General features: G+C 41.1%; 42 protein-coding genes and 1 pseudogene. 33 read left to right on the top strand and 10 right to left on the bottom strand.

Annotated elements, in window-relative coordinates:
• Nucleotides 1-6 precede the first annotated feature (6 nt).
• Both ACDD58_RS13325 and ACDD58_RS13330 read left to right on the top strand, forming a co-directional pair.
• Nucleotides 7-816, top strand: coding sequence for a hypothetical protein (locus ACDD58_RS13325; RefSeq protein ID WP_370777897.1), 810 nt, complete (start codon nt 7-9; stop codon nt 814-816).
• Nucleotides 817-1,983, top strand: coding sequence for a hypothetical protein (locus ACDD58_RS13330; RefSeq protein WP_118208945.1), 1,167 nt, complete (start codon nt 817-819; stop codon nt 1,981-1,983).
• Nucleotides 1,984-2,050: 67 nt separating this feature from the next.
• On the opposite strand, the gene ACDD58_RS13335 is transcribed toward ACDD58_RS13330, so the two are convergent.
• The 7 genes and pseudogenes from ACDD58_RS13335 to ACDD58_RS13365 form a co-directional block, all read right to left on the bottom strand.
• Nucleotides 2,051-2,524, bottom strand: coding sequence for a manganese catalase family protein (locus ACDD58_RS13335; RefSeq protein WP_370777899.1), 474 nt, complete (start codon nt 2,522-2,524; stop codon nt 2,051-2,053).
• The gene (locus ACDD58_RS13340) at nt 2,493-4,064 is read right to left on the bottom strand and encodes a recombinase family protein (RefSeq protein WP_370777901.1); all 1,572 of its coding nucleotides are present in this window, start codon (nt 4,062-4,064) and stop codon (nt 2,493-2,495) included. Before ACDD58_RS13340 ends, ACDD58_RS13335 begins: the two co-directional genes overlap by 32 nt.
• A 178-nt stretch (nt 4,065-4,242) precedes the next feature.
• Nucleotides 4,243-4,899, bottom strand: a complete 657-nt coding sequence (locus ACDD58_RS13345) for a hypothetical protein (protein ID WP_118209716.1) — start codon at nt 4,897-4,899, stop codon at nt 4,243-4,245.
• A 70-nt stretch (nt 4,900-4,969) separates the two neighbouring features.
• Entirely contained in the window at nt 4,970-5,935 is a 966-nt protein-coding gene (locus tag ACDD58_RS13350) for a restriction endonuclease (protein ID WP_370778753.1), read from the bottom strand.
• Between the two features lie 81 nt (nt 5,936-6,016).
• Nucleotides 6,017-6,232 (bottom strand): annotated as a pseudogene (locus ACDD58_RS13355) (DNA translocase FtsK); the annotation flags it as partial.
• Nucleotides 6,233-6,732: 500 nt separating this feature from the next.
• Complete coding sequence (locus ACDD58_RS13360) at nt 6,733-7,170, bottom strand: ImmA/IrrE family metallo-endopeptidase (protein WP_370777903.1); 438 nt, start codon at nt 7,168-7,170, stop codon at nt 6,733-6,735.
• Nucleotides 7,171-7,181: 11 nt separating this feature from the next.
• Complete coding sequence (locus tag ACDD58_RS13365; RefSeq protein ID WP_015522343.1) at nt 7,182-7,613, bottom strand: helix-turn-helix transcriptional regulator; 432 nt, start codon at nt 7,611-7,613, stop codon at nt 7,182-7,184.
• 227 nt (nt 7,614-7,840) lie between these two features.
• Between ACDD58_RS13365 and ACDD58_RS13370 the strand changes: the two genes are divergently transcribed.
• Nucleotides 7,841-8,011 (top strand): helix-turn-helix domain-containing protein, encoded by a 171-nt coding sequence (locus ACDD58_RS13370; protein WP_370778754.1) that lies wholly within the window; start codon nt 7,841-7,843, stop codon nt 8,009-8,011.
• 51 nt (nt 8,012-8,062) lie between these two features.
• The gene (locus ACDD58_RS13375; RefSeq protein ID WP_370777906.1) at nt 8,063-8,215 is read left to right on the top strand and encodes a BC1881 family protein; all 153 of its coding nucleotides are present in this window, start codon (nt 8,063-8,065) and stop codon (nt 8,213-8,215) included.
• Here ACDD58_RS13375 and ACDD58_RS13380 read toward each other — a convergent pair.
• Nucleotides 8,212-8,418, bottom strand: a complete 207-nt coding sequence (locus tag ACDD58_RS13380) for a KTSC domain-containing protein (RefSeq protein WP_370777908.1) — start codon at nt 8,416-8,418, stop codon at nt 8,212-8,214. The genes ACDD58_RS13375 and ACDD58_RS13380 overlap by 4 nt on opposite strands.
• Before the next feature lie 145 nt (nt 8,419-8,563).
• On the opposite strand from ACDD58_RS13380, the gene ACDD58_RS13385 reads away from it, so the two are divergent.
• The 22 genes from ACDD58_RS13385 (at nt 8,564) to ACDD58_RS13490 (ending at nt 18,385) form a co-directional block, all read left to right on the top strand.
• Nucleotides 8,564-8,740 carry a hypothetical protein gene (locus tag ACDD58_RS13385; protein WP_006857561.1) on the top strand — a complete coding sequence of 59 codons (177 nt, stop codon included), beginning with the start codon at nt 8,564-8,566 and terminating at the stop codon, nt 8,738-8,740.
• 42 nt (nt 8,741-8,782) lie between these two features.
• Nucleotides 8,783-9,046, top strand: a complete 264-nt coding sequence (locus tag ACDD58_RS13390) for a lectin-1 (RefSeq protein ID WP_370777910.1) — start codon at nt 8,783-8,785, stop codon at nt 9,044-9,046.
• A gap of 88 nt (nt 9,047-9,134) precedes the next feature.
• Nucleotides 9,135-9,326: a hypothetical protein gene (locus tag ACDD58_RS13395; RefSeq protein ID WP_370777912.1), complete on the top strand. Its 192-nt coding sequence runs from the start codon at nt 9,135-9,137 to the stop codon at nt 9,324-9,326.
• Nucleotides 9,310-9,639: a hypothetical protein gene (locus ACDD58_RS13400; RefSeq protein WP_370777913.1), complete on the top strand. Its 330-nt coding sequence runs from the start codon at nt 9,310-9,312 to the stop codon at nt 9,637-9,639. Before ACDD58_RS13395 ends, ACDD58_RS13400 begins: the two co-directional genes overlap by 17 nt.
• Nucleotides 9,632-9,781 (top strand): hypothetical protein, encoded by a 150-nt coding sequence (locus tag ACDD58_RS13405; protein WP_370777915.1) that lies wholly within the window; start codon nt 9,632-9,634, stop codon nt 9,779-9,781. Before ACDD58_RS13400 ends, ACDD58_RS13405 begins: the two co-directional genes overlap by 8 nt.
• Nucleotides 9,768-10,670 (top strand): DUF1351 domain-containing protein, encoded by a 903-nt coding sequence (locus ACDD58_RS13410; protein WP_370777916.1) that lies wholly within the window; start codon nt 9,768-9,770, stop codon nt 10,668-10,670. The genes ACDD58_RS13405 and ACDD58_RS13410 overlap by 14 nt, the downstream gene beginning before the upstream one ends.
• Nucleotides 10,671-10,688: 18 nt before the next feature.
• Nucleotides 10,689-11,318: a hypothetical protein gene (locus ACDD58_RS13415; RefSeq protein ID WP_370777917.1), complete on the top strand. Its 630-nt coding sequence runs from the start codon at nt 10,689-10,691 to the stop codon at nt 11,316-11,318.
• Complete coding sequence (locus tag ACDD58_RS13420) at nt 11,318-12,010, top strand: ERF family protein (protein WP_370777918.1); 693 nt, start codon at nt 11,318-11,320, stop codon at nt 12,008-12,010. Before ACDD58_RS13415 ends, ACDD58_RS13420 begins: the two co-directional genes overlap by 1 nt.
• Complete coding sequence (locus ACDD58_RS13425; RefSeq protein WP_370777919.1) at nt 12,010-12,549, top strand: hypothetical protein; 540 nt, start codon at nt 12,010-12,012, stop codon at nt 12,547-12,549. The genes ACDD58_RS13420 and ACDD58_RS13425 overlap by 1 nt, the downstream gene beginning before the upstream one ends.
• Entirely contained in the window at nt 12,546-12,836 is a 291-nt protein-coding gene (locus ACDD58_RS13430; protein WP_370777920.1) for a phosphoenolpyruvate carboxykinase, read from the top strand. The genes ACDD58_RS13425 and ACDD58_RS13430 overlap by 4 nt, the downstream gene beginning before the upstream one ends.
• Before the next feature lie 117 nt (nt 12,837-12,953).
• A complete protein-coding gene (locus tag ACDD58_RS13435) occupies nt 12,954-13,685 on the top strand; it encodes an ORF6C domain-containing protein (protein WP_370777922.1) in 732 nt (243 codons plus the stop codon).
• Nucleotides 13,675-14,055, top strand: a complete 381-nt coding sequence (locus ACDD58_RS13440) for a RusA family crossover junction endodeoxyribonuclease (protein WP_370777923.1) — start codon at nt 13,675-13,677, stop codon at nt 14,053-14,055. The genes ACDD58_RS13435 and ACDD58_RS13440 overlap by 11 nt, the downstream gene beginning before the upstream one ends.
• A 4-nt stretch (nt 14,056-14,059) precedes the next feature.
• Nucleotides 14,060-14,818, top strand: a complete 759-nt coding sequence (locus ACDD58_RS13445; RefSeq protein WP_370777925.1) for a hypothetical protein — start codon at nt 14,060-14,062, stop codon at nt 14,816-14,818.
• The gene (locus ACDD58_RS13450; protein WP_370777928.1) at nt 14,724-15,560 is read left to right on the top strand and encodes an ATP-binding protein; all 837 of its coding nucleotides are present in this window, start codon (nt 14,724-14,726) and stop codon (nt 15,558-15,560) included. Before ACDD58_RS13445 ends, ACDD58_RS13450 begins: the two co-directional genes overlap by 95 nt.
• Nucleotides 15,553-15,924, top strand: coding sequence for a hypothetical protein (locus tag ACDD58_RS13455; protein WP_370777930.1), 372 nt, complete (start codon nt 15,553-15,555; stop codon nt 15,922-15,924). Before ACDD58_RS13450 ends, ACDD58_RS13455 begins: the two co-directional genes overlap by 8 nt.
• Before the next feature lie 146 nt (nt 15,925-16,070).
• Nucleotides 16,071-16,727, top strand: coding sequence for a hypothetical protein (locus tag ACDD58_RS13460; protein ID WP_370777931.1), 657 nt, complete (start codon nt 16,071-16,073; stop codon nt 16,725-16,727).
• A 1-nt stretch (nt 16,728) separates the two neighbouring features.
• Nucleotides 16,729-16,941, top strand: a complete 213-nt coding sequence (locus ACDD58_RS13465; RefSeq protein WP_370777932.1) for a hypothetical protein — start codon at nt 16,729-16,731, stop codon at nt 16,939-16,941.
• Nucleotide 16,942: 1 nt separating this feature from the next.
• Complete coding sequence (locus tag ACDD58_RS13470; protein ID WP_370777934.1) at nt 16,943-17,167, top strand: hypothetical protein; 225 nt, start codon at nt 16,943-16,945, stop codon at nt 17,165-17,167.
• Nucleotides 17,168-17,290: 123 nt separating this feature from the next.
• Nucleotides 17,291-17,647 (top strand): YopX family protein, encoded by a 357-nt coding sequence (locus tag ACDD58_RS13475; protein ID WP_370777935.1) that lies wholly within the window; start codon nt 17,291-17,293, stop codon nt 17,645-17,647.
• A 2-nt stretch (nt 17,648-17,649) separates the two neighbouring features.
• Entirely contained in the window at nt 17,650-17,991 is a 342-nt protein-coding gene (locus ACDD58_RS13480) for a hypothetical protein (RefSeq protein ID WP_370777937.1), read from the top strand.
• Nucleotides 17,988-18,170 (top strand): hypothetical protein, encoded by a 183-nt coding sequence (locus ACDD58_RS13485; protein ID WP_370777939.1) that lies wholly within the window; start codon nt 17,988-17,990, stop codon nt 18,168-18,170. The genes ACDD58_RS13480 and ACDD58_RS13485 overlap by 4 nt, the downstream gene beginning before the upstream one ends.
• A complete protein-coding gene (locus tag ACDD58_RS13490; RefSeq protein WP_370777941.1) occupies nt 18,167-18,385 on the top strand; it encodes a hypothetical protein in 219 nt (72 codons plus the stop codon). Before ACDD58_RS13485 ends, ACDD58_RS13490 begins: the two co-directional genes overlap by 4 nt.
• Before the next feature lie 129 nt (nt 18,386-18,514).
• Here ACDD58_RS13490 and ACDD58_RS13495 read toward each other — a convergent pair whose 3' ends face one another.
• Together ACDD58_RS13495 and ACDD58_RS13500 are read right to left on the bottom strand one after the other, a co-directional pair.
• Nucleotides 18,515-18,928 carry a type II toxin-antitoxin system HicB family antitoxin gene (locus ACDD58_RS13495; RefSeq protein ID WP_370777943.1) on the bottom strand — a complete coding sequence of 138 codons (414 nt, stop codon included), beginning with the start codon at nt 18,926-18,928 and terminating at the stop codon, nt 18,515-18,517.
• Between the two features lie 35 nt (nt 18,929-18,963).
• On the bottom strand, nt 18,964-19,152 hold the full coding sequence (locus tag ACDD58_RS13500) for a type II toxin-antitoxin system HicA family toxin (protein ID WP_370777944.1): 189 nt from the start codon (nt 19,150-19,152) through the stop codon (nt 18,964-18,966).
• Nucleotides 19,153-19,282: 130 nt separating this feature from the next.
• On the opposite strand from ACDD58_RS13500, the gene ACDD58_RS13505 reads away from it, so the two are divergent.
• From ACDD58_RS13505 to ACDD58_RS13535, 7 genes are all read left to right on the top strand, one after another.
• Nucleotides 19,283-19,795, top strand: coding sequence for an N-6 DNA methylase (locus ACDD58_RS13505; protein ID WP_370777946.1), 513 nt, complete (start codon nt 19,283-19,285; stop codon nt 19,793-19,795).
• On the top strand, nt 19,792-20,817 hold the full coding sequence (locus ACDD58_RS13510) for an N-6 DNA methylase (protein WP_370777948.1): 1,026 nt from the start codon (nt 19,792-19,794) through the stop codon (nt 20,815-20,817). Before ACDD58_RS13505 ends, ACDD58_RS13510 begins: the two co-directional genes overlap by 4 nt.
• Complete coding sequence (locus ACDD58_RS13515) at nt 20,807-21,076, top strand: hypothetical protein (RefSeq protein WP_370777950.1); 270 nt, start codon at nt 20,807-20,809, stop codon at nt 21,074-21,076. The genes ACDD58_RS13510 and ACDD58_RS13515 overlap by 11 nt, the downstream gene beginning before the upstream one ends.
• A complete protein-coding gene (locus ACDD58_RS13520; RefSeq protein WP_370777952.1) occupies nt 21,073-21,429 on the top strand; it encodes a hypothetical protein in 357 nt (118 codons plus the stop codon). Before ACDD58_RS13515 ends, ACDD58_RS13520 begins: the two co-directional genes overlap by 4 nt.
• Nucleotides 21,430-21,512: 83 nt before the next feature.
• Nucleotides 21,513-21,770, top strand: a complete 258-nt coding sequence (locus ACDD58_RS13525; protein ID WP_118488501.1) for a hypothetical protein — start codon at nt 21,513-21,515, stop codon at nt 21,768-21,770.
• Between the two features lie 4 nt (nt 21,771-21,774).
• A complete protein-coding gene (locus ACDD58_RS13530) occupies nt 21,775-22,023 on the top strand; it encodes a DUF6440 family protein (RefSeq protein WP_370777954.1) in 249 nt (82 codons plus the stop codon).
• Nucleotides 22,024-22,039: 16 nt separating this feature from the next.
• Nucleotides 22,040-22,294 (top strand): ABC transporter ATP-binding protein, encoded by a 255-nt coding sequence (locus ACDD58_RS13535; RefSeq protein WP_370777956.1) that lies wholly within the window; start codon nt 22,040-22,042, stop codon nt 22,292-22,294.
• Nucleotides 22,295-22,316: the final 22 nt, after the last annotated feature.

The following is a 22,316-nucleotide window of genomic DNA, read 5'->3' on the forward strand; positions in this document are numbered from 1 at the left end:
AGACGAATGGGCGATTTGATCTTATGTAACCAGCAGTTGGCGGCGATGCCTTATTATATTGAAAATGTATCGTTAAATGTTTATTCGTTGGATGAACTGTGTTATTATATCAAAAATAATACCTGTCTTTTGGATGCGGATTTCATGGACGACGAATTGTGTGACTGGGTGGAACATGAGCTGGGGCTGCCGGAGGTGGCAGAGAACCTTAGACATATTAAGGATGGAGGGGGGATTTTATCAGAATTTACCGGCTGCCTGATGTCTGCGTGTGGTTATTGCACACCAGAGGAACAAAAGCAGATCAGAAATACACTTCAGGATATGGAGCATAAATCGGCATTTGAATGCGGAAAAATCAAAGCTGACCGTTATCTTGAAAATCAAAAATACATAAACAGTATTACGGAGTACAGAAAGCTCTTGCAGTCGGAAGAGAATGAAAAGCCCCAGATGGTTGGTGCCGTGTGGCATAATCTTGGCACAGCATATGCAAGGCAGTTTTTATTTGAACAGGCAGCTGACTGCTATGCAAGGGCGTACGAAAAAAACAACGATGAAGAATCTTTGCGGGAGTGTCTGATGGCATGCCGTTGCAATCATGATGAGCGGGCGTTTGGACGCAGGGTGGAATATTTTAAAATAACATCTGAGAAAGCAAAAGAAATTGCAGATGAATTGAGCAGATGCAGCAGAAGTGATGCGATATGTCAGTTTGAAACAATGCTTGATGAGTGGGATGCCGGGGATGAAAAGGTATGGGAGATGCAGCTTGAGGAATGGAAAAAACAGTACAGGAAGGATTGTATGGTATAAATGAAATTTTTTAACAGATGGAAAAAACGTAGTTTTGAAGAAAAAATGGATGATTTAAACCAGACTGTGCTGACGGAAAACAACATAAAAAATCCGAAACAGGTGGAACAATATGTTGTAGAGCGATTAGAACAGATGATCGATATCACACAGGAAATCGAGGAGGAAAAGTCAGAGTATCGCACAGTCACATCTTATCTTAACGACATTCAGAAATTAGAGGATCTTCCGGAGCCTGAAAAGAAAAAAATTGCAGATGTGGCACAGAATGTTGTGCAGTTAAACAGCGCGAGAAATTCGTTCCTGAATTCAGAAAAAAAACTGACTGATGCGCAGTTTGCGCAGCTTGAGCAGGAAGAGAAAACCATGCCGGAAGCAATCAAGCGTCTCAGCTCGAATGAACTTTATCAGGATACTATAAAAAAAGATATGAAATACCTTGAAAGAGAAAAATCAAGGTGGCTGTTACACCGTGAATATCTGATGCATCAGCAGAAAAGTTTAAAAAATTTATTATATATCATTCTTGCGGTCGTGGCAGCAGTGGCAGTAACACTTATCACGTTACAGTTTGGATTTAAGGTTGATACATATTATGCATGGATGATACTGATTTTTGTTATGGCAGTGGCAGTTTGTGCAGATTATCTGAAGATGCTGCACAATGATTCTGAAATAAAATTAGCGGAACGAAGTGCAAACAAGGCAATTCTGTTACTTAATAAGGTGAAGTTTAAGTATGTCAATATCACAAATGCGATTGATTATGCCTGTGAGAAATATCATGTAAGAAGAGCTTCGGAATTGAATCAGCTGTGGCAGTATTATATGGATGCAGTGCGCGAACGTGAAAAATATCAGCGCACAAATGAAGATCTTGAATATTTTAACAGCAGACTGGTACGTGCCTTAAACCAGTATCAGCTATATGATGCACAGGTGTGGATCACACAGGCAGCTGCGCTGATCGATCCAAAGGAAATGGTAGAAGTTAAGCATGGACTGATTCTGCGCAGACAGAAATTAAGAGACAGGATTGAGTATAATGTCACAGAAATGAAAAACCAAAGGGAGGAAGCGTTAAAACTTTCTGTAAAAGCCGGAAATATGAAACCTCAGATTGATGAGATCATCAATGCGATTGACCGGTTGATGGAGACAATGTAGGTTTAGAACTGCGTGCAACATGTCTGTATAAGACGTGCTGCACGCAGTTTTTTGTCAATTTGCTCTGTTATTTTCCACATCCCGGATCAAATTCCGGATTGCACATATAAAAGTTTTTGCTGTCGAGTTCTTCCAAAACAAGACGTAGTCCCTCACCAAAACGCTGGAAGTGGACAATTTCCCGCTGGCGCAGAAAACGGATCGGTTCACAGACTTCCGGGTCTTTTACGAGACGTAAAATGTTATCGTAGGTAGTACGGGCTTTCTGTTCTGCAGCCATATCTTCAAACAGATCAGTGATCGCATCCCCTTTGCTTTGAAATTCACATGCATTAAACGGGATACCACCTGCCGCCTGCGGCCAGATTCCGGCAGTGTGGTCAACATAGTAAGGAGCAAAACCAGCGGATTCAAGTTCTTCCGCACTTAAACCTCTGGTAAGCTGCCGGACGATAGCAGCAATCATTTCAAGGTGGGCTAATTCATAGGTACAGATACGTTGGATATGGCTATTTATATTGGATTTCCAGAGAAAAAACATTCTCTATGTATCGCCCGATCCCCGCTTTTGATTCCATATTATTATAATATAAAATTTTGTCAACACAGGATTTTAAGAACCGGTTCTTCTCGGCTGCCGACAGCTCCGGATCATTCAGGGCATGGAGACAGTCCTTAAAACGTCTTATCTTTTCCTCGTAATCAATAATGTCGGCTTTTTTTGCCCTGGCGTCCTCTAATGCAATGATCGTGGATGCGATATCCTGCTGTGTCCTGACATTCCGCTTTAAAAACTCTTCTTTGGAATAGATCCCGTCCTCGTAAGCATCTTTTTGCCGGGCGTCTTTTTCATTCAGTTTTTTCAGTTTGTTTTCCAGATTGATCACGATCGTTTTACTGATCGCCTGCGTCCTGCCGTCATCCGATTTCTGCGCCAATTCAAAGTCATTCAGAGTATCTTCCATGGAAGAGATAAAACGCCTTAAAAAGGCAGAATAGAGCACGGATTTGGTATGACAGTAAGCCTGATGGTTGCAGAGCATCATTTGAGAGACGGAATTGTGATTTTTGTAGATTTTAAGGGACATGGCATGACCGCAAGTGCCACAGTAGAGCAGACCGGCAAACGGATTGCAGAGCTCTTTGTTCCTGCGCAGGCTCGGATTGGTCCCGCGTCTCGCCATGCAGGCATCATACAATTCCTGGGTGATGATCGGCTCATGCAGCCCTTTATAGTATTTCGCCTCAGAGTTTTGCGGGCGCGCTTTTGCCAACTGTCCCTCGTTAATGTATTTTACAACCTTCCGGTTGTTCCACCGGACCATGCCAAGATAAAGCGGGTTGCACAGGATGGAGCTGATGATCGCCGGTGTCCAGTGAGCTGCTTTCTTCGGCTTAATATGCATGGCGTCCAGCTTGTGCGCAATGTTCGTAAAGCCGATGCCCTCCGGTGTGTAAGCGTAAAGTTCATGGATCAGTTTTACCGTATCGGCTTCTTCCGGAATGATCTCCAACGTGTGGCAGGTGACACCGTCTTTCTTTATGACGGTTTTCTTATAGCCGTATGGGTCCACAGAGCCGATATAATTCCCTTTGGAAACAGAAGCCTCACGCCCGCGCTTTAAGATACGCTTGGTGTATTCCAGGTAGTCATTGCCCCTGGTGATCTCCATCTCAAAAAACTTACGCTCATATTCTTCCTGCAGGTTGAAAGAGTGCGTGAGAGTGAGAACCGTTGTATTTGTATAGCGGAGAATATTGATCAGCCTGCCGCAGTCCTCAAGATCACCGCGGGACAAACGCTGTGGCTCCACAACAAGGACTGCCTTGAACTGCTCGGACTCGATCATTTTCAGCAGATTTTTCATCTGTGGTCTGGAATCGATCGTCTCGCCGGAGACGACCTCGCGGAAGATGTTTTTCTCCGGGATCGGAGAGTGGAAGTGCGTGGAGGCATATTGCTGGATCATCTCCTCGTGTTTGCGGAGAACTTCCTCCACGGACATATCCGGGCTGTCGGACCGGGACTTGCGGAGATAGACTAAGATTTCATTTACAGTGAATGATTCGGTGTTTGGCATAAGGTATCACTCCTTTGTGAAAATGTATGTAAAAAAGGGTATAAAAATAACAGCCAGCGGGGAACAGGTGTTCCGCTTGCGTTTGGCTGCTCCGAATGATACAATATGCTTGCTTAGGGCTATTGTTCATTCAGAGCAATTGCATTGCCGCTCCGCTTAATGGTGGAGCGGTTTTTATTTACTGATTTTCGGTATTGTCAGTCGCCATATCAGATGAGTCTGCGGAGTTAATGATTTCTCCGGAATCTGCATTGACGAAATCAACATGGATGTTGCCAACATCAGATCCGTTAAAAATAGCATACATACCGCCATACATATAAAATCCCATGATTGATATAGAGTCTGTTAAATCCAATTCTGTGGATGTGGTAGTAACAGTAAAGTTGGTAAAATCTGAATTTGCTTTTATATCTGTGAAGTTTGGATAATCCTCTGATCCAACCATGTCTGATAGTGTAGAATTGATATTATCCGCAAGTTCCTGCATCATTTTTTTGTGCTGTGATTTTGACATCACATAAGTTGCACTTCCGTCATCGTTAAGGGTAATTGAATGAATATCACTATCTGCAGCTTTGGCATCTAATTCCTCTTGGGTAGTATCTCCGACGAGATCAGCAGGAACCGTTATTGTGACATCGAATAAATTTTTGTCTACGTCAATATCGCCTATTGCATTTAATTCGGAAATATCATTTTCTGTGCCCTGAGTGTCGGCTTCTTCTGCTGTTTGAGTTGATGGGGCAGAAGATGATTGAACCTGATTGTTGCTTCCACATGCGGTTAGTGCCAAAGATGAAATAAGTAAAATAGTAACAATTTTTTTCTTCATAACATAGTCTCCTTATATTTTTGTAGTATCATATTGATTCTAACATACTTGTAATAGCCGAGCAATGATGTTAAATGGTCGATGATTTCCTTATAAACTCTTCTAATTTACTCCTGTCCCAAAGTTTCACACCTAATGTGTCAGCTTCTTCTTTTGCCTGAGTTGTGAAATATTGGTTAGTAAGCACAACGGCAATATCTTTATGATAAAACCCTTTACCACTATGTGCTTGTTGAACTGCGGTATTTCCAATATTAGAAGAATAGCATTTACATTGAATTGCATAAGATATATCATCTTTTTCTGCTAAAATATCAGTACCATGATCACCACTTCCTTGTGTAATTCTTATATTGAAGAACCCGTTTTTTAAAAGTAGATCGGCACAATAATCTTCAAATTGCCGTCCAGACATATTATCGATTGCGCTTATTGATTTCGGTTTGGTTGTAGGCGATTCATCAGTTTGAGCCGGGCATACCATGTGATACGCCTGCTGTGGATTGTATATTTTAATTAAATCCTGCATTACGCCTAAGGAAAAACGCTTAATATCGAATTGTGAGAACATTAATAAGTAAATGCCGGCTTTTTTTGCATTGAGCAATAGTTGAATTACGTCATTGCTATCTTCAAAATATGTTTTTGCTAAATAAAGTTCTGATATAATGAAAATTACAGTTGGTAAAGTGTCGGTTGCCTTTGAATTATAGGAAACCAAATCTTTTGATTGAAATTTTGCAAATTCATGTAATCTATATGTTGTTTCATCTTTTAAAGATTTTATAATGGTCGATATTTCAAAAGAATCCGATACAACAGGCGTCAACATTTGTGATAACGAGTTATAATTTGCATATGAAAAAGTATCTTCATCAAATACAATTAATTGAATAGTTTTTGATGAATTATAAGTAAGTAAATGATTTATGATTCTATGTTGTTCTTTTTCGGTGCAATTATATATTATAGCATGATCTATGTTTGACAGGTGTGTACCGTCATTTGAAAAATCAGCAAGGATGTTTAAATGCATCAGGAGAGCACCTTCCTCCGATAAAGTATTATTGGCATTATTAATATTGGGAGGTTTTGGGACTGGAGCCTCATCTAAATGTTGTTCATATTCTTCCAGTTGTTCTAAAGTCATGAGAACGCAGCGCGGTTTTGTACCTTCCTCAGGACCGACTATGCCTGCCTCTTCAAGCTGATCCATAATTCTCGCTGCCCGATTAAAGCCAAGTTTAAAGTTACGTTGTAACATACCTATTGTGCCTTTTTCGTTCTCAACAATAAGTTTTGCGGCATCTATAAAATAAGTATCTCTACCATTTATAGAAAAATCAGATATGTCATTATTTATGTCTATATTTAATTTTTCCTTTAAATTTTCAATAGGTGTTTTAGGCAAAGCAGGGATCATGATTTTTTTTCGATTAAGCTCTTTATTACATCGTTTGCAATACACAACTTTTTCGTAACTGCCAGGTTTACTTTTTTGCGGTTCTACTCGGTTTTCAATGACAGGTTCTTCAGCAATATGACCGAGTGCCGGTACGGTGACTGTATTTCGGCTTAATTCTTTTTGACATACATTGTCAGTACAATAGATTACTTCATCGTAAGAACCCTTATTTGTGCATGTAGGCTCTATTTCATTTTCTTTTATAGCTTTCCCTGCAATGTGCTCATGTTTCATTTTTGGTACTTCAATAATAGGCTTATTAATATGCGGAGTTGCTTTTGAATCATCTGAGTTTTTATTAGATAAATTTTCTAACTTTAATGAATCTAATATCTTGTTAAAAAACATTGCCGTATCTCCTTAAGTCACTATTGTAGTGTATAAGATTTTAGCCTCAACTCTATCAAAGCTTTTTCATATCCGACTAGACGAGAAAGTTGTTGAGTGGTCAAATCTCTATTTTCCCTAATAATATCATCTGGAATTAATAGTTTTACAGCAAATGTATTAGCTTCTATCTCCATTTTATTTACAGAAAGTAAAGTTTGCGATCGCAAAAACGGAGTAGATACATCTGGATGGAGAAGGGCATGCCCTAACTCATGGGCGCATGTAAACTTTTTCATGTTTTCGCTCAAAGCATCATTGATGTGTATTTGTTTCATTCTTAATGGCTTATTGTAGTAACCATTAATTGTTCCAAGTTCCTCATAAAAAATTGAAATATTAAGCATATCTGCTATTTCAAAAGGATCATTGGTTTTATATTTTTTTATTAGGCGCGATATTACATTTTGAATATCCAATAGATCACATCCTATTCATTATCTGTGCGATATTTTTTTGGTGTAAATTTCTGTTTCGCATTTATCTTAGCTATTTTCAAACTGTTCTCCAAGCTCGCTTTTAAAAGTTCTCTGGTTTCATCGTCTAAAGGTTCGCCAGAAAACATAAGGGATTCCTGAGAATCTTCTAATGCATTAAGTGTGTTTTCGAGACGTTTAGCGATGTCGCGTTCGTCTTTTTGATTTAATTGCAACCCTGATTTAGCCGAAGTATTTTCTCCATTCATCAAGAAATCCATTGAAATATCAAAATATTCACAGACTGCTTTTGCAGTTTTTGGAGAACATTCAGAGCCTTTATTTTTCCAGGTGCTGATCGTAGAGGAATTAATGCCAGTGTCTTTACAAAAACGATAAGGCGTTATTCCTCTCTCCTTACATAATTTCTCAAAAATTTCGTACATACTTTTCCCTTTCTAAAATTATCTCGGAAAAACGAAATAAAAGTATTGACAAGTTCGGTATAACGAGGTATAGTATGTACATAGCTCGGTTATACGAACTAATTCAAAATAAAACGAGATAATTCGCAATAATGATATAATTCGTTCTGACAAACTAAATATATCACTAAACCGAGCTAAACACAAGTATAAATAACATACAAAAAGGAGGGATATTTTTGTCGAAAATGTACACCTGTGGCGAAGTCGCGGAGAGATACAAAGTCAAGGTCGTCACTGTATGGGAGTGGATTCGCCAGCAGAAACTCGGAGCAATTAAAATTGGAAAAGAATACAGAGTTTCTGAGGAAGATTTAATTGCATTTGAGAACTCTAGAAAAACCACCCTGGCGAAGTAGAGGATACCACAACATCAGTTCAATAAAACAACAGAAGGGAGAGTGAGAAGAATGGAAGCGAAGACATTAAGTGAATTTAAAACCCGTGAACTTGTCAATGAATTAAAGACCCGTGAAGGTGTTGCTACTCATAGGGCAGAACCTTATGAAGATAAGGAACTGAAAGTAAATGGTCCTGCCCTTGTGCTTATCATAACAGATTAACGAATTTTTCTGTATGGATAAACATTTTTAATATGAGCAGCGTGGTAACTTCCCTTGGACGCAGCGTTCATAAGTCCGTTATATACGGACTCTGGAACACCCGAATAGTCATATATTCCACCGGAATGGAACTGAATGCGTAAGGTGTTTCCGTCATAGCCAACTGCGTAGAGATTTGATGAAACAACAGGAATCATGTTCATGGTTGATATTCTCCTTTCTTATGTACTCGGACGCGGCAACGTCCTGTAAGGAGATTGTACCACAAATGAAATACAGAACAAACTAAAAATGAAATGTAACAAAGACAACCCATACAGCATTAACTAAAGAAGAGGAGGTACATATATGGAATATCGCAGAGTGATTCAGGAGTTCCCGAACGGTACGAACATCAATCTGATCCCGATCCTGACGCCGGAAGAGGAAAAAGCAAGGCATCAGCGTTTAAATGATGCGGCTGTGGAGTTGCTGCTGGCACAGGAGAGAGCTCATAAGGAAAAGCAAATGAAAACCGCCACATGAGGTGTGGCTTGATGGACAAGCAGGAAGGAGGAAGGAGGAAGTGTGAGACGTTTATCTAAAATCATCATGGCAACCGGCGGGATTATATCAATGCTTGCCATGTGCTGTCTCGACAGTGACGGAGCGTACATGTACTACGCCGGAGTAGTCTGTATCCTTGGTGGATTTATCGCCGGAGCTGGATACGGGTTGAGAGTTCTGTTGGAGTGCAGAAGAGAGATGCAGATCGAGTTGCTTTATTTTCGGCAGGCGGACAAGCTGGACGGAGATATGGAGCTGATCGAGGACAAAAAAATAGCACCCTGATAACTTTGGCGAGTACAGGTGCTATTTCAATCGTGGAAATACCTAGTATTTCTGCGTTTATTGTAACACTGGAATTGAGGTTGTGTCAATGTATGAGAAACAATGTAGACGTTGCGGATGTTCCATGGATCCTGGGGAAGGTCAGAACGGTATCTGTGATGACTGCATAACCGGGGAGACAGAACGGCAGAAGCGCGAAAAACAGATGGAGCGGATGGTCCGGGCAACGGATTGGGCGCAGATGGAAATGGAGGAATTTATAAGTGGATGCAAGTATTGAGACGAAAGCGGTAGCCTTGGAAAAGGTTATTGAGACGCAAAAGCAGCTTGCTAAGATGAAAAACAATCTGGGTATAATCATTGAACCAATGGATGATTTAATCCATATTGCATCAACAGATGATTTCATGGCTTATGCGAAGCATTTTGAAGAACAAATACTTATTGGAGATGCAGCACCTTTTGAGAAGAATGAGATCACCAAGTTGAAATTTTTATCATTTATGCATATGGACTTCAAAATTTATACATATGCCATTGCTGACGAAATGAAAAAGTATTTTAGGAAAGATGCGGTGGAAGATCATGAATGAAATCGCACCAGATGAACCAGACTGGGATGAGTACGAAGTAGAACAAGCACGCATACACCGCCATAATAAAAGGATAGCTGCCATGTATGAGTGCGAGGAAATTATCAGAGAAGAAGAGGAGATAGAGAATGCAGGAAATTAACTTATTAGTAGAGCAGAAAAATGGAAGTATTGAGACAAATTTTGAGGAGATTAAGGCAGTCCTTGCGGCAGGATTAGAGGAGTATAAAGGAATGGTGTTTACTGCTGAATCTCAGCCGGAAGCAAAAAAGACAGTGGCAAGTCTGCGTAAGCTGAAAAAGGCGATGAACGATAGAAGAATTGAGATCAAGAAAACTTTTATGGTGCCGTATACAAATTTTGAAGCACAGGTTAAGGAACTGGACAAGTTGATTGATGAACCGATTAATTTTATCAGCGGGCAGATCGAGGAATTTGAGCGCAAGCGTGTAGAAACTAAGAAATCATTGATTTGTAAAATCTATACCGGAATCATTACGGAGCATGATGCCGTGATGGAGTATCTGCCACTGGATCGTATTTATGACAGTAGATGGGAGAATACCACAACCACACAAAAAGCTATCGCAGAAGCCATTGCAGCGCATGTGGAACATGTAGAAAAAGATCTTGCCACTATCCGAACAATGGAATCAGAGTTTGAAGATAAGGGATTGGCAAAGTATAAGGCTACATTGGAATTGTCGGATGCTATAGGAATCATGAACCAGTATCAGAAGCAGAAAGAAGAGATTCTGCGCAGACAGGAAGAGGAAGCGCGTAAGGCGGCAGAGGAAGAAAAAAGAAAAACCGAAGATGAAGTTCGCAAGGCAGCAGAGGGCGAGCAGAAGGCAGATACACCAGTACAGGAAGAGCTGATTGCGCAGGAGACTGTAAAGGAAGAGAAATTTATAGAACCGAAGCCGGTAACCAACACGGTTGTATATGAGATTGTTGCAGATCCGTTTCAAATTGTACAGCTAGAAGCGTTTATGAGAGAAAACGATGTTGACTTTAAACGAACCAGATAAGAGGGGAAGGGAAAAGAGATGGCAAAATTTAATATAGAGGTAGAGTTAGACTGGTTAAATGATGAAGAATATACCATTGATGAGGAAATCAAAGATCAGGTTATTCGCGGTGTCAAGAATGAACTTTTGAGAAAGTCCATGGATAATGTTGCAAATAAGCTTGATGTAGAAATTGCCAAGAAATTAGAAGAAGCAGTGAAGGTCATTGAGGAAAAAGTGGATGATTTTGTGGCGGCTGTTACAGAGAACCAGATCGAAAAGATTAAGATACCGGTAAAAGAATCTTCATGGAGCAATGAGGTTAATTTTGTACCAATCAGTGAATTTGTAGGGCAGCGATATGAAGAATATCTGACAAGGAGAATTTATGATAGTAACTTTTCCGTTGCGAGATATGATTCAGATAAAAAATATTCCATCTCAGAGAAATGTATTTATGAGTACCTTAACAAGACATTATCTACACAGGTTAGTGAAATGGTCAAGAAAGCTCAAAAAGATGCAGAAGATACAGTTATTAAGACTTTAGAACAGAATCTGAAAGATCAGCTTGCTGTCGACACTATTAAAAGGATGAATATTCCAAAGTTGCTTGAGAATTTGCAGAAGAAAGCTTTGGAATATAACGAGGAGGGAGAACAGGAGTAATGGCAGAGACAGCAAAGAAAATGAACATTTACGAAGCCATATCCCGCTGTATGGAAGAGATCGGTGCAGTTAGCAAGGATGCTGTGAACAAGCAGCAGGGGTTTAAGTACCGTGGTATTGATGCTGTTATGAATGCAATTAATCCGGCGCTGGTAAAAAATCATGTGTTTATTGTTCCAGAGGTGCTGGAGCAGCAGAGACAAGAGAGAGTTACCAATAAAGGCGGCACGCTGATCTACTCTATCTGTAAAATCAAATATACCTTTTATGCAGAGGACGGCTCTTCTATTGAAGCAATCACGGTTGGAGAGGGTATGGACTCTGGAGACAAAGCAACAAATAAAGCTATGGCAATCGCTTTTAAATACGCATGTTTCCAGGTATTTTGTATTCCTACAGAAGAAATGAAAGATCCTGATGGAGAGACACCGGATCCATCTACGGAGAAAGACCCGTACAAAGAACAGGCGATGCAGTTCACACCGGCAACGGCAGAGCAGTTACATAAAATCAATGAATTTGTGGATGCCTACGCTGAAATGTGTGAGAACGCAAAAGCGGTAGATATCATGAACCAGCTTAAGAAAATGTACAATTTTTCCAGTACATCTGACATTTCTACGGAACTGGCAAACAAACTGATTGAACAGGTTGAGACCTGGTATAAGAAAAAGAAAGAGGCTGATGCCTGATGGAACTTACCGGAAAAGCAGTTGGGGCTTCTCTTGATTTCGATACGAACCGGTTTCGGATTACGTTCGAAGTCAATGAGAATGACATTGTAAAAGCAGAGTATGACAAGTTAAAAAGTTATGACAAACTGAAAATTAAAGCTGTTAAATACACGCAGCGACGATCACTGGATGCAAATGCTTATTTTCATGCTCTTGTTGGAAAGATTGCGGATGCACTGACTATATCCAAGGCAAAAGCTAAAAACGTGTTGATCTGTAAATACGGGCAGCCACAGTTATTACCGGATGGCAGCATCATGGTTTATAAAACGAATGCTCCGGAAGATTTTATGTGGGAACAGGAAAGTATACATGCAATTCCTGTTAAATATGAAGAAAAAGCTACATTTTATAAAATTTATCGTGGTAGTCATACATATGACACGAAAGAAATGTCTGTTTTGATTGATGGAACGGTGGCAGATGCAAAAGAACTCGGGATCGAAACGGATACACCTGCTGAAATTGCAGAGATGAAAGAGCGGTGGGGCATATGAAACGATTATGGAGTGTATTCACGGATGATATGGACCATTGTTATTTTACCGGATCTGCACCGGTAGAGAGACATCATATATTCGGTGGAAATCCTAATAGGAAGAATAGTGAGAAATATGGTTTTGTCATTCCACTTCGACCTGATCTGCATCCAAACGGAGTGTATGCCGGGAGGAATTCGGCGGACATTGATTTAAAACTTAAGCAGATGGCACAGAAATATTTTGAAGAACATTACGGAACAAGAGAAGAGTTCCGGGAAATATTTGGGAAATCTGTATTGTAGGGTTGAAACACCTGCCGGCAGGCAAAAGAAACAGTTCATGCAGAATAATATATCACAGTATTATTGAGAGCCATGATCTCCGGTGCCGATGGGTGCCGGAGGGAAAGGAGAAAAAAGTTGAATTTAGAACAGAAAACAATTACCTCAGTTGAGGTTTCCGAGATGGTCGGAAAAGAACATAAAGAATTATTAAGAGACATCAGAAGATATGCAAAGCAATTTGCCGAGAGCAAAATTGCGCTGGGCGATTTCTTTGAGGAAAGTGAGTACAAAGATGCCAATAACCAGAGCAGACCATGTTATCTGGTAACAAAGAAAGGTTGTGAATTTATCGCACATAAGTTGACCGGAGTTAAGGGAACAGAGTTCACAGCGAAATACATCAATCGTTTTCATGAAATGGAAGAGGCAGTTAAAAAGCCACTTACCGCATTTGAACAGATTGCTTTGATTGCACAGGGGACGATGGAACTCGAACAGAAAGTTGAGAATGTAGAACAGAAAGTACATTCCATCGAGAACGATATACCGCTGTTTGGTGTGGAGTCGGACGAGATCTCAGCCCATGTAAAACGTATGGGTGTGCAGTTATTAGGCGGCAAACAGTCAGAAGCCTATAAGGATACAGCAATTCGTAAAAGAGTTTACACAGATATATATAACCAGTTAAAGCGTGAATTTGGATTATATGACGATGACGGCAAGACAAAGAGTTATAAGGCATTGAAAAGAAAAGACCTTGCAGAAGCACATGAGTTTGTTGATTGTTATACACTTCCGGCATATCTCGCGGAACAGATCAGGGACTGCAATGCACAGATCAGAATAGGCGGTGCGGATGGAGTATAAATTTACGATTGATTTAAAACCGATCACGAAGAAAAACAGTCAGAGGATCATTAAAAACCCAAAAACAGGACGCCCTAAAATAATACAGTCAGCAGCGTATATGAAATATGAAAAGCAGTGCAAGCCGTATATGCCGCATATAACTACCATCGATCGCAAAGTAAATGTAAAAGCTGTGTATTACATGCCAAACAACCGAAAAGTCGATCTCACAAACCTGCATGAGGCTTTGCATGACATTTTAGTGCACTACAAGGTACTGGCAGATGATAATTACAAGATCATCGTTTCTACGGATGGCAGCTATGTAGATGTTGACAAATGGCATCCACGAACAGAAGTGACAATAACGGACTTGGAAACGGGGTGATCTGTTGGATGGCAACTACATAAAACTGAGTCGTGGACTTTTAGATTGGGAATGGTATACAGATATCAATACGACCCGGCTGTTTATACATATGCTATTGAAAGCCAACTGGAAGGATGGAAATTTTAAAGGGACAACGGTTCCACGAGGATCGTTTGTCTCATCCATTGGAAAGCTGTCGAGTGAAACAGGACTTACAGAGCGGGAAATTCGGACTGCAATTTCACATTTGAAAAAGACAGGCGAAGTGACAAGCAAAACGACAAACAAATTTACTGTATTTACAGTTGTTAAGTACGATTTGTATCAGACAAGTGACAAACAAAACGACAGACAAGAGACAAGCAAGCGACAATCTAACGACATTCTAACGCCAACAATAGAAGAAAAGAAAGAAGGAAAGAAGGGAAGAAACACACCCCCTATATCCCCCGTGGAACAGTTCGAGGAATTTTCCGCAGCCTATCCGAAACAGTGTACTGGCTATCTTGTTGAAACAGAATACTGCAATGCAGTACTGGCTGGTGTACCGGAAGATGATCTGGTACTGGCAGCACAGAATTATGCAGATACATGCAGGCGGGAGAAAACAGCAGAGCGATATATCAAAAAGCCGGAGAACTGGCTTCGCGAAAATTTATTTATGCAATACCTGAAAGGAGAGGACCATGGATCAACTGGAAGAAATACTGGAACGCATGAGAAATCACTCAACGAACTCATGCAGGAACGCGGAGACACCGGAGAGTTCCAGGGATTCTGATGTGTGTCCGCTCTGCAATGGGGATGAATGGATACTGGTAAAAAAGGACGGTATTGAGCGGGCAGTACCATGTAAATGCCGTGAGCGTGCGGTGATGTCAAGGCGGTTACGGTTTGCGGATATACCGGAGGCATTCCGGGGAATGGATTTAAAGACGTTTCGGATGGATGTGTACCGGAACCCAGACAGCAAAAAGAAAGTGTCAGATGCCTGTAAGATTATAAAAACCTATCTGGATGATTTTGAGAAGCAAAAGGAGCAGGGCATGGGACTTTTTATCTGGTCTCGGACGAAAGGCAGCGGGAAAACCCGGATTGCTGCTGGTATCGCCAATGAACTCATGAAAAGTTACGCAGTCAAGTTTGCGGTATCGCTGACCATTTTGCAGGAGATCAAGAATACATGGCGAAAGGATGCAGAATACAGCGAGAGCCGCTTGCTGGATGCACTTAGTACCGCAGATGTGTTGATTATTGACGATTTTGGTGTGGAATGTCCGGCAGACTGGATCAACGACAAACTGTATCAGATCATCAACGAGCGTTACATAAACCGGAAAGTGACGATTTTTACAAGCAATGAATCACTGGAAACATTGCAGTATGATGACCGCGTCACGAACCGGATCAAAGAACGGACGTACCAGATCGCATTCCCGGAGGAGTCGGTGCGGGATCATATCGCAGAGCGGCACAAGGAAGAGATGATAGAAAAAGTGATGAAAGGACGGAACAATGGGTAAGAGAAAAGGACAAAGCATGTATTCGCCGTACCGGGATGAGATTATAAAAGCATTGGATAAGGGAATGACGGTTAAAGAGATTTTCCGTGAGATTATCTATCCGGCTTTTAATGGTGGCTGTGAGTATGGTGGATTTGTTTATTACATTAATACAAACGATTTGCGGAATGCCACAGATAATGATGGGTACGAGGTAGCACCAGAGTGTAGCAAATGCGAAAGCCGGGGAATGATGAAACGAGTTGACGAGGATATGAAAGCGTTATGTTACTGCCGTAGGGAAGAAAGAGAGATATGCAGACTGATTAAGAACGCCCCGCGCTGGTGTCCGAAGAGAGATCAAAAGAGACAGGGGGAGATATAAAGTGCACAGAGACACCAAAGAACGTAATAGAGCCATTAAATCGCTGACGGACAAGCGAACGAGAATACCAAAGCATCCAAACCCGGATGCATTGAGAGATTTTAAGGAAGTACCGTATCAGTTGCAGTACGGGAAGGAGAAGAAAGATGCTGAATAGAGAAAAATATGCAAAAGAGATTATTGAAATCGCGTGCAATGGGGGGAACATTGCCGTCGTTAATGGAAAGCTGGAAAATTGCAGAAAAACACAGTGCAACGAGTGTAATTTTAATGGCGGCACAATAAGAGATTGTGAAAGAAAGACGAGAGAATGGGCGAACAGCGAATATGTTGAACCGGTCGAACTGTCAGTTGATTGGAGTAAAGTTCCGGTCGATGCACCAGTGTTGGTAACAGATCGAAAAGATGCTGCTGGGTCAGAATGGAAAAAGAGATATTTTGCAAAATATGAAAACGGAATGGTGTACACTTGGGCGAACGGCGCAACGTCATGGAGCGGAGAAATTGTATCTAGTTGGATGTATGCCAAGCTGGCAGAAAGCGAAGAGGTAAACAGGATTTTGGCAGAGGAAGAAAAGACGGGTGGGTGGATTCCGGTAACAGAGAGACCGCCGGAGGATGATAAATACATCCTGATTTCATTCGAGAATTTTACTTTACCGGATATTGGCAGATATGAGGTTGATAAGGATGGGAACGGAGCTTTTTATCCTGGGGACGATGAGAAAAACTATACGGCTTATGATTTATATGTGAATGCATGGATTCCACTGCCGGAGCCGTACCGAGAAAGCGAGGAATGATATGAAAGATGGAATACATCCTGATGGATACACAGTGACAAATAAACAGACCAATGCAGACCGGATCCGGAGCATGACGGATGAAGAACTTTTAGATTTCCTTTGCTCAATCGAAACATATGAGCAGGGTAGCGTAAAGACCATTGAGGGCGGCGTAGCAATGTGTTCTGTTACAGATGTGGAACAATGGCTTAAGGCAGAAAGTGAGGGATAGCATGGAGAGATTAACATATGTGGCAGAGAATGGAGAAGTTTTATTTCATCCAGCAGATTTACCGGATGATGAGGGAATTACCATCACCCAGCTTGCGAAAGATGGAAGATACAAAGCCCTGGAAGAGATTGCGGAAAGACTTGCAAATAGAGAGCAAGCCGAAGCCAAGCTGAAAGAAATGGAGGGGGGAAAGCGATGTATTGTGATGGAAGATGTCAGTATTTGAACGAACGTAAACACAAATGCGAGTTGACCGGAGAAAAATTAACTTACATGAAGCAGACCGGAAGTATTTCTTTCTCCGTGCATGAACACAGAGGAGTTTGTAAAGGAAGAAAGGTGGAACGCGATGGAGAATAGATTTTTATCCCGTGGAAAGCGGATTGATAATGGAGAATGGGTTGAATGGAATGTACTCACTGGGATACCCCATGATGTAATCATTTTAGAGAATACCATCTGCCAGTGCACTGGACTTAAGGACAAGAACGGCAAGCTGATTTGGGAGAATGATATTTGCAATAGAAAAGAACAGTATCCAGAGATTGTAAAATCTTGCAATGGGGACTGGACATTGGATTACAGTTATGCAAGCCATAAGGAAAGCGGGGCTTGCTACTGCAACTTAGGATTTTATGCAGAAGAAAGAAAATGTGTAGAAGTTATTGGAAACATTTTTGACAACCCGGAGCTGTTGGAGGTGTAGGAATGACAGAGAATGAAGTACTTGAATATTTAAAAAGCTCAAAAAGAAAAAATGATATGTTGGGAATCCTTCCGGGGTCGGATATTGGAAATACGATCATCAAGGCCTTGGAAGAGTTAAAACAGTACCGCACGATCGGAACAGTGGAAGAATGCTGGGCGGCGATGGAGAAGCAGACGGCAAAGAAAGGAATAAGAGAAGAGATAAAGAAAGGATACAATAGAGGAATGCATCACTATTATTGTCCTGTTTGTTACGAGAAGGGAGATTTAAGAAACAAGTATAATGTCGGGTTGTATTGCAGTGGCTGTGGTCAGAAATTAGATTGGAGTGATGAAGAATGAGCGAAGTAAAAAGATTGGCGAAGAACATTAAAGTATTTATAGAAATGGGGTGTTTGGATGAAGAAATGCGGACAATCGCAGAGGAAAACCCACATCTGGACGACCTCGGGGAACTGAACGACATCATGGAGGAAGAAATTGGGTATTTCGGCATGGAGGAACAGGAGGGCGAACGATGAGACTGATTGATGCGGACGATGTAAAGAAGATGATTTCTGATACATTTGAGAAGGAAAAGGATGTTATAAATAGCTTTTGGAAAATGGGTACGTTGATAGAAAAAGTCGACGAAATTCAGACCGCTTACAATGTGGATGCGGTTGTAAGCGAATTGGATAAGGCAAGTTGTGTTGCACAGCCTGTAGGATGGAGTGCAAAAGAAAGAAATTGTTGAACTTAAAACGGCAATCGAGATTGTGAAAGGCGGTGGAATAGATGCCTAAAGCAGTATTGGTAATGAATATGCCGGAAAAATAAAAATATCCGACCATCCATGCGGACAGCCGGATATTTAAGAGATACGTTAATGAGCCCTTGCAGTAGAGCCATCAAGAAGCGACCGTAGCGCATCTTGAAGAACCTGTGAACAGTTAATACCACGTTTATCTGCAAGATTAACCATCCAGCTTGGAAGCGATACGTTCTTTCGTACAGCGCGAGTGTCAGTTCTAGCCCGGTATTCGATGGTATCGGCAGAGATAAGAGAACAGATTACACCAGCATCAATGTTCAGCTTTTCTTGTGGTGTTGGTGGAGCGATTGGCTCGCCCTCATCCTCTGCAACAACGAGCCAGGCGTTCATTGCATCGGTAATCTGGTCAATGGCATCTGAGAGACTGCTTCCGGTGGTAATACATCCCGGAAGATCCGGAACCTTTGCATAGTATCCAGAACCGTCCTCGATAGGTGTAAATAAAGCTGTGTAAATATATTGCATAGAAAAAACCTCCTTGATCGGAGCAGGAAACACATTTAATGCTTCCTGCTGATGTTGGCTTCCTTGAAGATGTACTTCATGTCGTTTTCATTGAAATCGTGCCGCTTGACGGGAATGGTGCTGTGTGTTTGTGGGTTGTAGTAGATGTCGTGATTTGCACCGTGACGTTTCAATTCGTAACCGGAAGCACTAAGTTGTTTAATCGTTTGTTGTCTTGGGTTCATTATGTACCTCCTATAAGTATATTATACACAAAAATACACAAAAGTCAATAGAAATACACAAAAATACACAAAAAAGAAAGGAGCCGGAACCTATCCGGATAAAAGGCGCGCCGGGTTCCTTTCAGAAATTATGGAATTAAAAGAACTTACAGAAAAGACACTTGATTTATTAGAAATCGAAAAAACAGATGAGATGTCAAAACGTCTATTCGAGGTTGTAATAAATAATGATACTCATGTGTACGAACGGTTTTGTACGATGGTTGAAAATGATTTATCTGCCGATTGGTTGCAGAAGATTTTTCAATATTATAACGCAGACCGGAAAGAAAAGATGCAGGATTACACACCGAAAAGTCTTGCGAAATTTATCGGTCAATTAATCGGAGAATCGAATACAGTAATTGATATGTGCGCTGGAAGCGGAGCATTGACCATTCAAAAGTGGAACATGACACCTGAACAAAAGTTTGAGTTGTATGAGTTTGACGAAAATGTAATCCCTTTTCTCTTGTTCAATATGGCGGTTAGAAACATTAAATGCACCGTATATCACGCTGACGTACTACAAGACGAGGTTTTCCACGTATATACAGTTTCAAAGGGTGACAAGTACGGAGAAGTTAAGGAGGTAGAACAGTGAGTACATCATTAATATCGAACCCACCTTATAACACGAAGTGGAAATTGCCGGTATTTGCACAGCTGCAGCCAAGATTTAATGACTGTGAACTTCCACCGGAGAAAAATGCGAATTTCGCATTTATTTTAACGGCACTGAATAAGATGGATGCGAAAGCCGTTTTCATACTGCCGTGCAGTGTGTTGAATGGAGGATTGAAGCAGGAAGAGGAAATAAGAAAATATCTGATTGAGAAAAATTTAATAGAAGCAGTCATAACGTGTCCAGATAATATGTTCGAAAGCACTGGAATTGCAACCTGCATCATTGTATTTAACAAACATAAGAGCACGACGCAAATAGAGCTTATTGACATGAGAAATACATATGAGGTGGAGAAACGCGAACAGAGAGGACAGTACGGAAGCTCGAGCCATACGAATAGAGTGTATAAGAAAGCGGTGAAAGTGTTTTCTGATGAACAAATGGAACGTGCCATAAAAGCAATTGAAGAACACACTACAGAGAAAGATTTTGCTGTAAGTGTTTCACCAGAGGATGTCAAGGAGAGAAAGTATAGACTTTTGCCTTCCGCATATTTTGAGGTTGATTTTGAACCACAGCCACATAGGGAATACAAGGAAATCATAGCAGACCTTAATCGTGTGATTGAAGAGAAAAATGGCTTGAAGCTGACGATGAATGAGAGTCTTGCGAAAGCAATAGGGCTGTACGAGATTTTCCAGGCATTTAAGGCATCAGAAGAAATTAACAAAGCGATGAATGAGACGCTAGGCTTCACAGGAGAAAAAATCATTCCAGAAAATTTCATTGCAATGTCGAAAAAAGCAGGAGAATTAAAATTTGAGAATGGGAGAAAAGACAGCGTATCAACAATCTTGATGTCAATTTTGCAGATGTGGAAGCAACACATCATGTATCTGAACATTGAGGAAAACAGATTTTTACTGGAATTACGGGATGCGTTACTACCGGATTTAATGAGTGGAAAGATTGATATAGGTGATAAAAATGAAAAATAGTGATTTAAAAGAATACCTGAACAGCTTCCCGGATGATGCACCAGTGAGCATTGTTTGTGCAAACCCACGGAAAAGAAAGTTGTACAAGTTGGAAGATGTAATGTTTGTGACAGACCAAGGACAACCATTGATTCTGATTGATGTTGGAGAAGAATCTGACATGGATGCAGAAATGGTGGCAGCATGTGAAGAGTGCGAGCGAGACGAGAACCTAGAGGGGCAGATGGAGATTGAGGACTTCCCGGAGGTGATGCCATGAAAGATGGCCCGGAGCAGAAAGTAAAACAGTATTGTGTGAAAATCCGAAAAGAGATACAGCATTGGAAGGATATAAACCAGAATGGATGTAATGATCCGTTCTGGTCCGATGGCTGTAACATGAACCTGACGCGAAACCATATTATTTATGCGCAGGAACAGGTACGGAAAATCTGCGAAGAAAATCAGATTCCATTGCCGGAAGAATATTATCTTGCAGTTCCGCCGGAAGTTGATATGAATTACATGGCGAATTTGAAACAGAAAGAGCGGGTTGCACAAATATTTTACGGTGGGTATGTACCGGTAAGAAAGAAATATTACTACGATGAACAGCAGATGAGTTTATTTTGAACAGACCGGACAGCTTCGGTTTGCATAAGATCAAACAGGCTCCGCCTGCAGTAATGCGGCGGGGCGGAAAGAGAGGAAAAACAATGAATGAAATGAAAATCAGAATATCATTATACTTTGAAATTAAGGATTCAGAAATGTTTGGCGGAGAGGGTTCCGTTGGATATACAGAGCAGAATATAGGTTTTACAGTCACAGAAGAAAAGCCAAGGATTTTTGAAGAAAGTGCATACGACTATGTGAAAAGAGCCATTGCAAACATGGCGAAAAGTTTAGGCGTGAGTGAGGAATGCATCAGGACCATCAGCAAAGAGGAATATGAGGAAAATACGGAGGACTAATGCAGTGCGGAAGAAACTTATAACAGCCATCATAACTGCAACACTTCTGATTGCCGGATGCAGTGATACAGCAAATGTCAGTGCGGGACAGGAAAACACAATGGTACTGGTGGAAAGTGGACAAGAATATCTTATTTATGCAGATAATGACACAGGAGTGATGTATTTATATATCACAATAAGTACGGGCGGCGGTCTTACCGTTATGCTCAATGCTGATGGTACACCGAAGATCTGGCAGGGAGAAGAATAAACCAAGTAAAGGGGGAATGTGTGTGGATGAGAAAGAAATATTTGAAATCTGCCAGAGCGTAGACAGCGCCATAGCTGCGGAACTGGCAGAAGCCATCGTGCGCGGCACCAGCTACGACATGCTGGAAGCTCACTACGGCATTCTCCCAATCAGCAGGCGGAGTTTTTACAGGAGAAAGGGCACAGCGCAGAGGCTTATGCGGCAGAGGATGGCGCATCTGGTGGAAGAAAAGAACGGACAGTATACGATCGTATGGGGAAGAGAGGAATAACAACCTCTCTTTTATTATGCCC

The organism is Roseburia sp., assembly GCF_041325975.1.
Taxonomy (GTDB): domain Bacteria; phylum Bacillota; class Clostridia; order Lachnospirales; family Lachnospiraceae; genus Roseburia; species Roseburia rectibacter.

Coding starts and splice junctions, on each gene's coding strand:
- ACDD58_RS13325 (WP_370777897.1), top strand. CDS start 7: ATGGGCGATTTGATCTTATGTAACCAGCAGTTGGCGGCGATGCCTTAT.
- ACDD58_RS13330 (WP_118208945.1), top strand. CDS start 817: ATGAAATTTTTTAACAGATGGAAAAAACGTAGTTTTGAAGAAAAAATG.
- ACDD58_RS13335 (WP_370777899.1), bottom strand. CDS start 2,524: ATGTTTTTTCTCTGGAAATCCAATATAAATAGCCATATCCAACGTATC.
- ACDD58_RS13340 (WP_370777901.1), bottom strand. CDS start 4,064: ATGCCAAACACCGAATCATTCACTGTAAATGAAATCTTAGTCTATCTC.
- ACDD58_RS13345 (WP_118209716.1), bottom strand. CDS start 4,899: ATGAAGAAAAAAATTGTTACTATTTTACTTATTTCATCTTTGGCACTA.
- ACDD58_RS13350 (WP_370778753.1), bottom strand. CDS start 5,935: ATGCATTTAAACATCCTTGCTGATTTTTCAAATGACGGTACACACCTG.
- ACDD58_RS13365 (WP_015522343.1), bottom strand. CDS start 7,613: ATGTACGAAATTTTTGAGAAATTATGTAAGGAGAGAGGAATAACGCCT.
- ACDD58_RS13370 (WP_370778754.1), top strand. CDS start 7,841: ATGTACACCTGTGGCGAAGTCGCGGAGAGATACAAAGTCAAGGTCGTC.
- ACDD58_RS13375 (WP_370777906.1), top strand. CDS start 8,063: ATGGAAGCGAAGACATTAAGTGAATTTAAAACCCGTGAACTTGTCAAT.
- ACDD58_RS13380 (WP_370777908.1), bottom strand. CDS start 8,418: ATGAACATGATTCCTGTTGTTTCATCAAATCTCTACGCAGTTGGCTAT.
- ACDD58_RS13385 (WP_006857561.1), top strand. CDS start 8,564: ATGGAATATCGCAGAGTGATTCAGGAGTTCCCGAACGGTACGAACATC.
- ACDD58_RS13395 (WP_370777912.1), top strand. CDS start 9,135: ATGTATGAGAAACAATGTAGACGTTGCGGATGTTCCATGGATCCTGGG.
- ACDD58_RS13405 (WP_370777915.1), top strand. CDS start 9,632: ATGAATGAAATCGCACCAGATGAACCAGACTGGGATGAGTACGAAGTA.
- ACDD58_RS13410 (WP_370777916.1), top strand. CDS start 9,768: ATGCAGGAAATTAACTTATTAGTAGAGCAGAAAAATGGAAGTATTGAG.
- ACDD58_RS13415 (WP_370777917.1), top strand. CDS start 10,689: ATGGCAAAATTTAATATAGAGGTAGAGTTAGACTGGTTAAATGATGAA.
- ACDD58_RS13420 (WP_370777918.1), top strand. CDS start 11,318: ATGGCAGAGACAGCAAAGAAAATGAACATTTACGAAGCCATATCCCGC.
- ACDD58_RS13425 (WP_370777919.1), top strand. CDS start 12,010: ATGGAACTTACCGGAAAAGCAGTTGGGGCTTCTCTTGATTTCGATACG.
- ACDD58_RS13430 (WP_370777920.1), top strand. CDS start 12,546: ATGAAACGATTATGGAGTGTATTCACGGATGATATGGACCATTGTTAT.
- ACDD58_RS13440 (WP_370777923.1), top strand. CDS start 13,675: ATGGAGTATAAATTTACGATTGATTTAAAACCGATCACGAAGAAAAAC.
- ACDD58_RS13450 (WP_370777928.1), top strand. CDS start 14,724: ATGGATCAACTGGAAGAAATACTGGAACGCATGAGAAATCACTCAACG.
- ACDD58_RS13455 (WP_370777930.1), top strand. CDS start 15,553: ATGGGTAAGAGAAAAGGACAAAGCATGTATTCGCCGTACCGGGATGAG.
- ACDD58_RS13460 (WP_370777931.1), top strand. CDS start 16,071: ATGCTGAATAGAGAAAAATATGCAAAAGAGATTATTGAAATCGCGTGC.
- ACDD58_RS13465 (WP_370777932.1), top strand. CDS start 16,729: ATGAAAGATGGAATACATCCTGATGGATACACAGTGACAAATAAACAG.
- ACDD58_RS13470 (WP_370777934.1), top strand. CDS start 16,943: ATGGAGAGATTAACATATGTGGCAGAGAATGGAGAAGTTTTATTTCAT.
- ACDD58_RS13475 (WP_370777935.1), top strand. CDS start 17,291: ATGGAGAATAGATTTTTATCCCGTGGAAAGCGGATTGATAATGGAGAA.
- ACDD58_RS13480 (WP_370777937.1), top strand. CDS start 17,650: ATGACAGAGAATGAAGTACTTGAATATTTAAAAAGCTCAAAAAGAAAA.
- ACDD58_RS13485 (WP_370777939.1), top strand. CDS start 17,988: ATGAGCGAAGTAAAAAGATTGGCGAAGAACATTAAAGTATTTATAGAA.
- ACDD58_RS13490 (WP_370777941.1), top strand. CDS start 18,167: ATGAGACTGATTGATGCGGACGATGTAAAGAAGATGATTTCTGATACA.
- ACDD58_RS13495 (WP_370777943.1), bottom strand. CDS start 18,928: ATGCAATATATTTACACAGCTTTATTTACACCTATCGAGGACGGTTCT.
- ACDD58_RS13500 (WP_370777944.1), bottom strand. CDS start 19,152: ATGAACCCAAGACAACAAACGATTAAACAACTTAGTGCTTCCGGTTAC.
- ACDD58_RS13505 (WP_370777946.1), top strand. CDS start 19,283: ATGGAATTAAAAGAACTTACAGAAAAGACACTTGATTTATTAGAAATC.
- ACDD58_RS13515 (WP_370777950.1), top strand. CDS start 20,807: ATGAAAAATAGTGATTTAAAAGAATACCTGAACAGCTTCCCGGATGAT.
- ACDD58_RS13520 (WP_370777952.1), top strand. CDS start 21,073: ATGAAAGATGGCCCGGAGCAGAAAGTAAAACAGTATTGTGTGAAAATC.
- ACDD58_RS13525 (WP_118488501.1), top strand. CDS start 21,513: ATGAATGAAATGAAAATCAGAATATCATTATACTTTGAAATTAAGGAT.
- ACDD58_RS13535 (WP_370777956.1), top strand. CDS start 22,040: ATGTGTGTGGATGAGAAAGAAATATTTGAAATCTGCCAGAGCGTAGAC.